Annotated in this window: 10 protein-coding genes; 6 read left to right on the forward strand and 4 right to left on the reverse strand. The window is 43.3% G+C overall.

The features are described from left to right. Positions 1-38: 38 nt before the first annotated feature. Positions 39-1,274, forward strand: a complete 1,236-nt coding sequence (gene clpX / locus ACP14V_RS13360) for an ATP-dependent Clp protease ATP-binding subunit ClpX (RefSeq protein WP_136566583.1) — start codon at positions 39-41, stop codon at positions 1,272-1,274. 4 nt (positions 1,275-1,278) lie between these two features. Here clpX and ACP14V_RS13365 read toward each other — a convergent pair whose 3' ends face one another. Both ACP14V_RS13365 and ACP14V_RS13370 read right to left on the reverse strand, forming a co-directional pair. Beyond that, entirely contained in the window at positions 1,279-1,818 is a 540-nt protein-coding gene (locus ACP14V_RS13365) for a hypothetical protein (RefSeq protein ID WP_272608484.1), read from the reverse strand. A gap of 166 nt (positions 1,819-1,984) precedes the next feature. Beyond that, positions 1,985-3,499, reverse strand: a complete 1,515-nt coding sequence (locus ACP14V_RS13370) for a GH3 auxin-responsive promoter family protein (protein WP_272608487.1) — start codon at positions 3,497-3,499, stop codon at positions 1,985-1,987. 97 nt (positions 3,500-3,596) lie between these two features. Between ACP14V_RS13370 and ACP14V_RS13375 the strand changes: the two genes are divergently transcribed. From ACP14V_RS13375 to ACP14V_RS13395, 5 genes are all read left to right on the forward strand, one after another. Beyond that, complete coding sequence (locus tag ACP14V_RS13375; RefSeq protein WP_272608489.1) at positions 3,597-4,391, forward strand: DUF2797 domain-containing protein; 795 nt, start codon at positions 3,597-3,599, stop codon at positions 4,389-4,391. A 3-nt stretch (positions 4,392-4,394) separates the two neighbouring features. Beyond that, a complete protein-coding gene (locus ACP14V_RS13380) occupies positions 4,395-5,327 on the forward strand; it encodes a nitrilase family protein (RefSeq protein ID WP_272608490.1) in 933 nt (310 codons plus the stop codon). 99 nt (positions 5,328-5,426) lie between these two features. Beyond that, complete coding sequence (locus tag ACP14V_RS13385; protein WP_129654857.1) at positions 5,427-5,654, forward strand: hypothetical protein; 228 nt, start codon at positions 5,427-5,429, stop codon at positions 5,652-5,654. A gap of 100 nt (positions 5,655-5,754) precedes the next feature. After that, positions 5,755-7,089: a YfcC family protein gene (locus ACP14V_RS13390; protein WP_272608495.1), complete on the forward strand. Its 1,335-nt coding sequence runs from the start codon at positions 5,755-5,757 to the stop codon at positions 7,087-7,089. A 75-nt stretch (positions 7,090-7,164) separates the two neighbouring features. After that, positions 7,165-7,929: a DUF6090 family protein gene (locus ACP14V_RS13395; protein ID WP_272608496.1), complete on the forward strand. Its 765-nt coding sequence runs from the start codon at positions 7,165-7,167 to the stop codon at positions 7,927-7,929. 30 nt (positions 7,930-7,959) lie between these two features. On the opposite strand, the gene ACP14V_RS13400 is transcribed toward ACP14V_RS13395, so the two are convergent. Beyond that, positions 7,960-10,647: an AsmA-like C-terminal region-containing protein gene (locus tag ACP14V_RS13400; RefSeq protein WP_424987496.1), complete on the reverse strand. Its 2,688-nt coding sequence runs from the start codon at positions 10,645-10,647 to the stop codon at positions 7,960-7,962. 36 nt (positions 10,648-10,683) lie between these two features. Next, positions 10,684-11,391 carry a queuosine precursor transporter gene (locus ACP14V_RS13405; RefSeq protein ID WP_272608499.1) on the reverse strand — a complete coding sequence of 236 codons (708 nt, stop codon included), beginning with the start codon at positions 11,389-11,391 and terminating at the stop codon, positions 10,684-10,686. Positions 11,392-11,395: the final 4 nt, after the last annotated feature.

The following is an 11,395-nucleotide window of genomic DNA, read 5'->3' on the forward strand; positions in this document are numbered from 1 at the left end:
TATTAGTGGTTGAACATATATGTTGATTTGATATTGATATGGCAAAGGAAAACTTGGAATGTTCTTTTTGTGGTAGAAAAAAGCCTGAAACCAATCTTTTGATTGCAGGGCTAGATGCGCACATCTGCGATCGTTGTATTGAACAGGCCCATAGTATTGTTGCGGAAGAATCCAAACAATCCAAAAACCAAGACCTTTCTTCTGAATTGGTCTTAAAAAAGCCCATGGAAATCAGGGATTTTCTGGACACCTTTGTCATTGGCCAGGAGCGTACCAAAAAGGTCATGTCCGTTGCAGTGTACAATCATTACAAACGATTGTTGCAGACCAAGGGCAAAGACAACGACGTAGAAATTCAAAAGAGCAATATCATTATGGTAGGGCAAACTGGGACAGGAAAGACCCTTATTGCCAAAACCATTGCCCGAATGCTCAATGTTCCTTTAGCCATTGTTGATGCTACGGTGCTTACTGAAGCAGGTTATGTTGGTGAAGATGTGGAAAGCATACTTACCCGGTTGCTACAAGCCGCCGATTACAACTTGGAAAAAGCCGAAAGGGGTATCGTTTTTATTGATGAAATCGATAAAATCGCCCGAAAGAGCGATAATCCATCCATAACCCGTGATGTTTCAGGAGAAGGGGTACAGCAAGGACTGTTGAAATTATTGGAAGGTACCGTGGTCAATGTTCCACCTAAAGGTGGACGGAAACATCCCGACCAAAAATTTATCGAGGTCAATACGGAAAACATCCTGTTTGTTGCAGGTGGAGCCTTTGATGGCATTGAGCGCATCATCACAAAACGTTTGAACATGCAAGCTGTCGGGTACAGTGCGTCAAAAGCGGAAGAAAATTTAGACCAAGAAAACATTCTTCAATATATCATCCCAAAAGATTTGAAGGAATTTGGTCTTATTCCTGAAATCATCGGAAGGTTACCCGTGCTGACTCACATGAACCCTCTTGATGCAAAAACTTTGAGAGCCATCCTAACAGAGCCTAAAAATGCCATCATAAAGCAATATGAAAAGCTCTTTGCCATGGATGGTATCACATTCTCCATAACTGAACAGGCTTTGGACTATATTGTACAAAAGGCCGTGGAGTATAAACTGGGTGCCAGAGGACTACGTTCGCTTTGTGAAGCGGTCTTTACCGATGCCATGTTTACTTTACCTAGTAGCGAGGATACCGAATTCAAGGTGACCAAGGCCTATGCCGAGGAAAAACTATCCTACGAGACCATAAAAAAACTGAAAGCAGTTTCTTAAAGCTTTAAACCGCCTTACGAGTTACCTGTTCAAGAAGCCCCATACATACTTGGGTGATGATTTTTTCATCGGAATACAGTTGATGCCCAAAATTTGGAACAACATTCAAATCCGTACCCACTTTACGCGCCCAAGCCAAGGTTGGTTTAAATTCATCGCATTCCCCATATACCAAGTTTAAGGAGGTATCTGGCTTATCGGTTTCCAATCGGACTCGCGTAGCTGAGATGGCCGTCAATGATTTCATGGGCAAACCTTTCAAAGCAGCTTTATACGCTATGGTACCACCTGTACTAAATGCCAAATAGTGTGCGGGCTCCGACTCTTTCTTTAACAAGTGTGCCACAGCTGTATCTATACCCCCTTCAACAAAAGCTTTGTGAATATTTTCGTCGGTGCATACGGGAACGTCAATATTTCCCAGTTGCTGACAATCGTAGAAAACGATATCATAGTATTGTTGGAGATATCCAAAATAGGAAGCTATCCAAAGGCCCTTTTTTGCTCCCCACATGTCTGAGACAACAACGAGTTTTTCTGCCATGATTGTAATGGTTTAGTGTTTATACAAAGATTTGTATGGGGAAATTTCAACATTAAACGCAAAAAGACCATTTTTATTTGTCCAAAAGAGGTCTTTGTTCGATAAAAGGTAAAACTTTACGAAAACGTTTTCGTAAAATCCAGTTTATCTATTTTCTCGCAAAGTTTTATTCACCATTCATTTGAAGCAATTCGTCCAAATAGGCCCTTTCATTGGATAATCGGGGGATTTTATGCTGTCCTCCCAATTTGTTTTTGGACTTTAACCAATCGTGGAAGAGATTTTTGCGTGCCATGTGTACTTTAGGCATCTTTAAAGTAATGTTGTTGTACCGTTTCGCTTCATAATCGGAATTCAAAGACTTAAGTGCATTGTCCAAGAACTCGGTGAAATAGGCAATATCTTCAGGTGGTTTCCTGAACTCAATGATCCACTCATGCGCCCCTTTCTCGTTTCCGCTCATAAAAATGGGCGCTGCAGTGTAGTCCATGATTTCTGCATCGGTTTTCTGGCAAATCTGCTTTAGGGCCTCCTCAGCATTTTCAATGATCAGCTCTTCTCCAAAAGCATTGATATGGTGTTTGGTTCGACCAGTGATCCGTATCCTGTATGGGTCTTTGGAGGTGAACCGAATAGTGTCCCCTATTTTATAGCGCCAGAGTCCGGCATTGGTGGTAATGACCATGGCGTAATTTACTCCAAGCTGAACTTCCCAGAGCGGAATGGCATTTTCTTCATTTCCATAGGAATCCATAGGAATAAATTCGTAAAAGATGCCATAATCCAACATCAAAAGCAATTCATCCGAATTGTTCCTATCCTGAATGCCAAAAAAGCCTTCGGAGGCATTATAGGTTTCATAATAGTTGAACCTTTTTCGTGGCAACAGGTTTTTGTACTGGTCCTTATAGGGAATAAAACTTACCCCACCATGAAAATATACTTCCAGATTTTCCCATATCTCAAACAAATGGTTCTTACCTGTCTTCTCCAACACTTGGTTGAGCAATACCAACATCCATGAAGGCACCCCGGCCAAACTGGTCACGTTCTCCCGGATGCTTTCCTCAATAATGGCCTCTAGTTTGGATTCCCATTCGCTCATCAATGAAACCTTATTACTGGGCGTGCTGCTATATTCGGCCCAAAGGGGCATGTTGTCAATCAGAATAGCGGAAAGGTCACCAAAAAAAGTACCATTGTCCTCATAAAGTTCCTTGCTCCCCCCTAACCTGAGGCTCTTCCCTGTGAACAGTTGGGAGTTTTCGTTATTGTTCAGGTAAAGGCACAACAGGTCTTTGCTAGACTTGTAATGACAATCCTCCAAGGCTTCCGCACTCACTGGAATAAACTTGCTCTTGGCGTTGGTGGTACCACTGCTCTTGGCAAACCATTTAATGGTGGTGGGCCAAAACAGGTTCTGTTCCCCCTTTCTGGTCCGTTCTATCAACGGGGCAATATCCTCATAGCTCACAATGGGCACCCTGTTCTTGAATTCGTCATATTTGGGCATATCCTTAAAGCCGTACTGCTTCCCGATCATGGTGTCTTCGGAAAAATCCATCAGCTGTCGCAATACCTCATCCTGAACATCCAAGGGGTACTTTAAAAAAAGTTCTATTTGGTGATAACGTTTCCGTAGTAACCAAGAAGCAATGGAATTGAATAATGGTATTGGCATTTTAGGTATATTTAACCAAGAAATTCAGTTGGGTGTAATAGCTAAAATAGCTTTTCTGCCCCGCATTTTCAAATCAGTTTTAAACATTCATTCCACTATGCTTTACGAAGGGGTCCTGCGCAAGATGCAAACCGAAAATGGAAGTCCCATCCAATATTTTTTGGTCTTTGAGAACGATTTCATCAACATGAACCAAGCCTTGAACAAAGAGGTTCAGATTGATTTCATCAAATTTCAATGCCTGAATTGCGGGCATGACCGACCCATTTACCGACAAGGGTTCTGCAAAACCTGCTTTTACGAAACCCCAACAGCCGGGGAATGGATCATGAAGCCCGAGTTGAGCACAGCGCATCTGGACCAAGAAGATCGTGACCTAGAGTTTGAAAAGAAGATGCAGCTACAACCGCACATTGTCTATTTGGCCAATTCCAGCAATGTAAAGGTGGGGGTGACCCGAAAATCGCAGGTGCCCACCCGTTGGATTGACCAAGGGGCCCATGAGGCCATTGAAATTGTGGAAGTGCCCAACCGCTATCTGGCCGGTATAACGGAGGTGGCCCTAAAAGACCATGTGAGCGACAAGACCAGTTGGCAGAAAATGCTAAAAAACGATATTGAAGATCTGGACCTGACCGAATGGCGCAGCAAACTAAAACCCTATATCCCCGAGGAAGTCTCCCAATATTTTATTGAGGACAATTCCGAAACCAACCTAGAGTTCCCCGTATTGCAATACCCTGAAAAAGTAAAAAGCCTCAACCTGGACAAAACCCCTAGCTACATGGGAGTGCTGAAGGGCATAAAGGGACAGTATTTAATTTTTGAGGACAACACCGTATTCAATGTACGGGGTAGTGAGGGGTATTATGTGGGGATAAATATTGATTAAAAAATGAATGTAGCCGTAGCCCAATTTCAACCCAAGGATGCCGATAAGGAATATAATCTATCCATTATCAGACAACTGACCGAAAAAGCAAAAGCACAAAAAGCCGATGTGGTCAGCTTTCACGAAATGTCGATTACCGCCTATACATATACCAAGGATTTAAGTCTTGCAGAGATAACGGATTTGGCAGAAGAGGTCCCGAACGGGGAAAGCACCCAAACACTGATCCAGATTGCCAAGGAATTCAACATTCCCATATTGGCCGGTTTGGTCGAAAAGGATCAAGGCAATATTTACAACACCTATATCTGTGTTGATCAAAACGGTCTATTGGCCAAATACCGAAAGATACATCCGTTCATCAGCAAGTACATGTCCGCTGGTGATGCATACTGTGTCTTTGATCTATTGGGATGGAAATGTGGCATTCTCATCTGCTACGACAACAATGTGATCGAAAATGTAAGGGCCACCAGCCTTTTGGGGGCCGAGCTCATTTTTGCACCCCATGTGACCGGTTGCACTCCATCCGCGATGCCCGGTCGGGGATTCGTAAAGGATGAGCTTTGGCAGAACAGGGAAACAGACCCAGTTTCGCTACGTATGGAATTTGATGGCCCCAAAGGAAGAGGTTGGCTGATGCGATGGCTGCCCGCAAGGGCCTATGACAATGGTGTGTATTATGCATTTACCAATCCTATTGGTTATGATGGTGAACACCTTAAAAATGGAAACTCCATGATTCTGGACCCCTATGGCGAAGTGTTATCGGAAATAAAATCCTTTGAAAATGATATCACGGTTTCCAAAATCGTAAAGGACAAGCTGCAACTATCCGGAGGTTTTCGATATAAGAACGCAAGACGCCCCGAACTGTACAGGGATATCATTGGAATGGAACATGAATCCAATACCACCCCTGTTTGGATGAAGTGAGACCCAACGGAAACGTATAAATTCCAACAGCTATATAGATTTACTACAACTGTGTGTGTTCCATATAGATTTAATAACTTACACCTATAAACTCAAGAAATGCTAAAAGAAGTACTGCAAACTCTCAAAATGCTGAAACGCATTGAGAACCCGTCCCAAGAAGTACAGGATTCATTGGATTTTTTGGAGCAATCCGTGAAAACCAAAACAAAGGAAAGTTTACTTGACCTAATGTCCATCGGTGATGTTATTGGCTATGACGAACTACAGGACAGCCTTAAGGAAATGGTCAATTTTTTGGAAAAAATGAAAAACAAGCCCCAATAGCAGCGTAGAAATAACTTGACCGCACGTATGGGAATTGGTATCCATTGAAACCAAGACAGGGCCCAAAGGCCTTTGTTTCATATAACCAAAACCAAACCGGATGAAAAAATTTCCCAATGCTTTCGTCATACTCATTGCTGTCATCATTTTTTCCTGGATCCTAACGTACATCATTCCTCAGGGGAGCTACCAACGTATACTGGATGAGGCTACCGGGACCACAAAAGTCCTGAACGACTCCTATCAAACGGTCACTTCGGAACATCTCTCCCTTATGGACCTGATTCTCTCCATCCCAAGAGGGATCATAGGGCGGGCAGATGCCATAGTCCTTATCCTTTTGATTGGAGGTTGCTTTTATGTCATCGAAAAAACCGGGGCCCTCAACCAAGGTTTGGTAAAATTGGTCAAAATCTTGGAAGGCAAAGAGACCTTGGCATTGATTTTAGTCACGGCCCTTTTTACTGCCGGCGGGGTCTCCATAGGCATGCAGGAAGAAGTCATTGCCATGATACCCATTTTACTCTTGTTTGGGAAAAGTCTCGGCTATAATACGTTCACCATTATACTCATGAGTTATGGATCAACGGTCATTGGCAGTTCTTTTAGTCCATCCAATCCGTTTGCGGTTATAATCGCCCAAAAAGAAGCTGGGCTCCCATTGCTTTCGGGCAGTCAGTTTAGGCTTGTGGTTTTGGCAGTGGTTCTTGTCGTATGGATAGTCTTTATTATCCGATACGCCAACAAGAACAGGATCGACAAAATAAAGATGCCTTCCGCTCACGAGTCCATGACCACACGAAGCAAAATCATATTATCACTCCTCGCATTGACCTTCTGTGGCGTTATTTATGGCCTTCTATTTTTGAATTGGGATTTCAATGAAATGTCTGCCTCGTTCTTTGCCTTGGGCATCGTGGCTGGACTCATTGGCCAACTGGGTGTCAATGGCACCGGCGAATCCTATATCGACGGATTCAAGGAAATGATGTTTGCCGCCATACTGTTGGGGCTCGCCAATAGCATTTCGTTGCTCCTGAAAGAAGGCATGATCATGGACACCATTGTATATGGCCTTTTTGGGCCTCTGAAATATCTTTCACCTTCTGGCTCTGCCGTCTCCATGATGGTTGCCCATTCGTTTTTGCACTTTCCGGTACCCAGTTATTCGGGTCAGGCAGTGTTGACCATGCCCATATTGGTTCCGCTTTCAGATTTAATAGGGCTGTCCAGACAAACCTGTGTTTTGGCCTATCAATACGGAGCGGTCATGGCCGATATGATCGTTCCCACCAATGGTGCACTCATGGCCGTTTTGGCGCTTTGTAACATCCCCTATAACAAATGGTTGAAGTTTGCCCTTAGACCTACCTTGCTCGTTTTATTGATTGCCGCAATCGCTTTGGTGGTATCCGTGGCCATAGGGTACCAATAGGCCTAAATACATGTGATGTTCAAAAAATAGTTAGATTAGTTTCCCAAAACCAACGGGAACAACCAACCAACATCTATGCTAAAGTTCTTTAGAAAAGTTAGAAAGCAACTGATTGCCGAGAAAAAAATCAGCAATTACCTCTTATATGCCCTTGGGGAAATCGTCCTTGTAGTGATTGGCATTCTCATTGCCTTGGCCATTAACAACGCCAATGAACAAAGCATAAAAAGGCAAAAAGAACAGGTATACCTTAAAGGCTTAAAAGAAGAATTTGAAACCAGTAAATTGAAACTTGAGGAATTGATCAGGTTCAATACAAACAGCTACAATGCCGCTATTGAGATTGTAAAGATCATGGACCAAAAAGAAAGTCCTTCGGAGGAAAAACTATCCGAACTGTTCGTTACCGCCTTTGCCTATGATATCTTCTTCAACCCCAACAACTCCCTTCTCAATGAAATGGTCAATTCAGGAAGTCTTAAGGACATCACCAATAATGCTCTACGGATAAAGCTGACCAATTGGATCGCCACCATAGACGACATTTCCAATCAAGAACAAATGCAGGACGAACAACGAAACAGTACGGTCAATGCTTTTAGGGATGAAGGCCATAGCATCCGAACCATCCTGGACCATACGGGCATGTCCGAAAAATTGGGAATCCCCGTGGATGAAAAGGCTGTCAGTAATTTATCCGTATTGGAATCCACTACGTTCCAAAACAATATTCTCATGTTTATCATTACGAGTCAATCCACCGAAACGGAGCATTACAACCCATTGCTATTTCAGTTGGAATCCATTCTTAAAGTCATCGACCAAGAGTTGGAACAATAAAAAAAGGTGCGGTTTTAACCGCATCTTTTTTTAATTGACTGTATCCTTTTTCTTTTTCAACAATCCCCCTAAAATGGATTTGGCTGTATTCTTTACCGGGTCCTCCTCGGTCTTGGTGGTTGTGGTATCTTTTGCTTTATCACCGCCCAAAAGGTTCCCCAAGGCCTCTTTGACCCCGGAAGATTGTGTGGCAGTGGAATCGGCATTGTCTTTCTTGAACACATCGGACAACAGGTCCTTGGCCTTATCTTTTCCTTGATTGACCAATTTCTGTTTTTGGATTTCCACCAGTTTCGTGGTCAAGGTCTTTACGCTGGAGCTCAAATCGGTGGTCACGGTTGGACTGGTAAAATTCCCTCCAATGTTTGCCGTAACAGGAATGGTCACCTCCTTTAAACTTTCATCGTTCATCTGCGCAATGAGCTTGTTCACCTCGTTCCCTAGATATTTGGCCGGCACATCCAAGGTAGCCTTGTATTCCATCTGACGGTCAAACGTATGACTTCCATCCACATTTACGGCAATATCCTTATAGTTTACGGTGAATGGTTTCACCTTTACCGTACCGTTGTCAAAACTCAAAGCGGTCTTTAATCCCTGTAGGTCGATATCCTTAGTGTTCAAAAAGTTCAATTTACTATCCAATGCCGATAATAAGGGTGCTTTCTGGGTATCCACTTTAGTGGATAGGAGTTCTGCCAACAAATCCCCTGAAATGGTGGCCAAGTTGGGTGTGAAATCGTCTTTCAGGTTTCCACCGATCTTAATTTGGGAATTGAGTTTTCCCTGAAGCGCTTGTGCCAAGGGGGTAAGTGCCTTGAACAATTCCAATGCTTGGAATGACTCCCCAATATTAAAATTGCTCATCCCCAAATCCATGTTGAAGGTAGAGGCCGCTTCTTTGGTAGACACCGACCCTTTCATCCCCAAAGTACCTCCAAAAAGGTCCGAGGTAAGGTTCTCAACAGTGGCCGTTTCATCCTTGATGGTCAGCTTGCCCTTTACATTCTTCAATTTTAGGTTATCATACAGTACCGTACCTGCTGTGGCGTCAATGGTACAATCCAAAAAGGATGGGATTTTGATGCGCTCCTCCCCTTCTGAAGTGGTAGTGGTCCCATTCTGACCTTCACCTTCCACTTCTTCCTCAACCATAAAATCGTTCAAGGCAAAAGTGTTGGAGGCCAACGAAAAGTTTCCTTCCACTTTTTCATCATTGAACATAAACCCGAGTAGGTTGGTCAATGTGCCTTTGGCATTGAAATCCGTACTTCCCGTTTTTCCTTCAAAGGAATCCAAGGTTACCGTATTGGGATTAAAGGTGACCGAAGCGGTATTGATGGCCACCGGATTCTTGAGTTCCTCCGAAGCGTATTCAAACCCCGAGACCGATGCTTTTCCTGTTGTTTTGGTATTCTGGTAACGTTTCTTCTCCAACGATTCCATATCAAAGGCCGTGGTCACATCCGCATTCAGGATACCTTTTAGGTTGTAATCCTCCGGTACGGGATAGGCTTGGGAAATGTTCGCCAGATTGATCCTGCCATCCATATGGGCATTTACCTTGGTGTTCCCCATAAGGTCACGAATCTTGGAGGTCAGGTTAAACTTGTCCTGATCTATGGTAAAGGACAAGCGTTTGATGTCCACATAGGTATCCTCGGTGATTCCCGTAGTATTATTGATTTCGGTATCAATGAACACATTCTGCACCGATTTGGGCAAATCCGGATATTTAAAAGAAGCATTTTCAGAATTGATCTTGATGTTGAACGCAGGAATGTGGGTGTCATCCACAATACCCTTGAACTGCCCGTTCACTTCAAAATTACCAGTGGTCTGTACCATTTCTATGTTTTTGGAATAGGCCTCAGGAATCACGGCCAGAAAGTTCTTAAAGTCGGAAGATGGGGTTTTGAAGGTGATATCCACTTCCTGATTATCGTCATTCAACTTTACAAAACCATCAAACACCAAGGGCAATTGGTTGATCATGGCCTTGTTCTCCAAAAAGGAGTACTTGTTTTCCTTCAGGTCGATATCAATCAAGGCATCCAAGGAAACCTTATGGTTATTCAGATATTTTGTGCTGTCCATTTCAAAGGAGACCAAGGCATCGGTCAAGGTCTTTAATTGGGATTTTTCCAAGGACAGGTCCCCGGTTCCCGAATGGTTCATTTCCAGCAGGGCCAAACGCATTCCCGTGGCCATATCCTCATAGATGATTTCCGAATCGGTGATGGCATAAGCATCCATGGCCAAGGTAAAATTGTCCCCAGAATCTTCAGATGCATCGGTCGATGCAGATTCATCCGCCTTGGCAATGTCGTAATTGGCATTGGCATCTTCATCCACTTTTATGTGGAGTTTGGCCTTGTCCACATTCAAGCTTTGGATGACGATGGGTTCGTCTGCCGATTTAAAGAGCTCCTTGATGGACATCTTCAATTCGATCTCGCCAGAGGCAAATAGGGTATCCCCCTCAAAAGGGGCCTTGTTGACCAAAGAAATGTTGGTGAGTTCCACATTGGCATTGGGAAAACTTTTGAGCAAGCTCAAATCGGCCTTCTCAAAATCCAACGTGGCATTGATACTGTTGTTCACCTTGTTTTTAATGATCTGCTCAATTTTTCCCTGGAGGAAAAAGGGCAGTGCAATGATCAAGGCTAGTAGGATAAGTAGGGTTATTCCGGTAATCTTCAGGACTTTTCTCTTCATAAGATGATGTTTTACAACAAATTAAAGGAGAAGATTTCAATCCAACGGAATCTCTTCCCCTATTTTTAAGTTAAATCTTTTCCGCATCAGATATACGAAAAAATACAGCAGAGGGGTGTCGAACACAGCAATAATCACTTTAAAAACAAATCCACTGATGACCAATCCGTAAAACTTGTCCCAGGGCAATACCCCAAAAATACAGAGGAGGCCCACTACAGTAAACGTATCCACAAACTGCGATGTGAAGGTTGAAAAATTGTTACGAAGCCATAACATCTTTCCATCAGTGACTTTTTTCCAAAAATGGTAAATAGAAATATCAATGTACTGCGCTGCCAAATAGGCTAACATGGAAGCCAAAACACCCAAAGGGGACAAGCCAAATACCTTGGTGAAGGTAACATCATCCACAGGCGAGGAGGGTATGGCCGGCACATAATTGCCCACCAAAATGATCGCCATGGAAAACACCGAGGCAAAAATCCCGGCAGTTACCACCTGATTGGCCTTCCGTTTTCCGTAAATCTCGGAAATAAGGTCCGTGATCAAAAATGTGATGGGATAGGGCAAAATCCCCACCGAAAGTTCAAAAAGAGGTGCGCCAAAAACAGTGACTTCCCCAAAAGGGTTCCAGAAAAAGAATTTTTGAAAAATGAGATTGGACACCACGAGAGAAGTGATGAACAGTGCTCCCATATAGAGATAAATCGAAAACGCTTTTTTCTTATCGCTTTGCGTCATGCGT

This window comes from Flagellimonas alvinocaridis (assembly GCF_965248585.1).
Taxonomy (GTDB): Bacteria; Bacteroidota; Bacteroidia; order Flavobacteriales; family Flavobacteriaceae; genus Flagellimonas; species Flagellimonas alvinocaridis.

What these genes read in the sequence shown, in the direction of transcription:
- clpX (WP_136566583.1), top strand. Translation starts at nt 39, where the DNA reads ATGGCAAAGGAAAACTTGGAATGTTCTTTTTGTGGTAGAAAAAAGCCT.
- ACP14V_RS13365 (WP_272608484.1), bottom strand. Translation starts at nt 1,818, where the DNA reads ATGGCAGAAAAACTCGTTGTTGTCTCAGACATGTGGGGAGCAAAAAAG.
- ACP14V_RS13370 (WP_272608487.1), bottom strand. Translation starts at nt 3,499, where the DNA reads ATGCCAATACCATTATTCAATTCCATTGCTTCTTGGTTACTACGGAAA.
- ACP14V_RS13375 (WP_272608489.1), top strand. Translation starts at nt 3,597, where the DNA reads ATGCTTTACGAAGGGGTCCTGCGCAAGATGCAAACCGAAAATGGAAGT.
- ACP14V_RS13380 (WP_272608490.1), top strand. Translation starts at nt 4,395, where the DNA reads ATGAATGTAGCCGTAGCCCAATTTCAACCCAAGGATGCCGATAAGGAA.
- ACP14V_RS13385 (WP_129654857.1), top strand. Translation starts at nt 5,427, where the DNA reads ATGCTAAAAGAAGTACTGCAAACTCTCAAAATGCTGAAACGCATTGAG.
- ACP14V_RS13390 (WP_272608495.1), top strand. Translation starts at nt 5,755, where the DNA reads ATGAAAAAATTTCCCAATGCTTTCGTCATACTCATTGCTGTCATCATT.
- ACP14V_RS13395 (WP_272608496.1), top strand. Translation starts at nt 7,165, where the DNA reads ATGCTAAAGTTCTTTAGAAAAGTTAGAAAGCAACTGATTGCCGAGAAA.
- ACP14V_RS13400 (WP_424987496.1), bottom strand. Translation starts at nt 10,647, where the DNA reads ATGAAGAGAAAAGTCCTGAAGATTACCGGAATAACCCTACTTATCCTA.
- ACP14V_RS13405 (WP_272608499.1), bottom strand. Translation starts at nt 11,391, where the DNA reads ATGACGCAAAGCGATAAGAAAAAAGCGTTTTCGATTTATCTCTATATG.